The 345-nt window shown below is 23.2% G+C and carries 1 protein-coding gene; it reads left to right on the forward strand.

What is annotated here, in order from left to right:
• Positions 1-12 precede the first annotated feature (12 nt).
• The coding region (locus IU405_RS00635) for a hypothetical protein (protein WP_231749413.1) at positions 13-345 on the forward strand (333 nt) is incomplete at its 3' end.

Genomic DNA, 345 nt, shown 5'->3' on the forward strand with positions numbered 1-345 from the left:
AATATTAATTTTTTGATTAAAAGTCAAAATTACAATAAAGCATTCGATGAACTTATGAAGTTTCAACATGACATTATCGATAAAAAAATATATGTGCATTGGCTAAAAAAATATTACTTCTTATACGAATCTTTTGGTCTTTCGGATAGTTTATTTAGTAATTTAAAAAAATTCAATTCTTTATACTATGAAATTAGTGAGTTAAAAGATTTTTTAAAATCAAATAAATCTGCAAAAAAAGCCATCAAAGAATACAACACACTAGATATACATAACGAATTAGAGTTACTGAAATGGTTGGTCAAATATGAGAAAATAGGGGAAAATCTTATTCTTTTTTTATAC

This window comes from Polaribacter sp. BAL334, assembly GCF_015767435.1.
Taxonomy (GTDB): domain Bacteria; phylum Bacteroidota; class Bacteroidia; order Flavobacteriales; family Flavobacteriaceae; genus Polaribacter.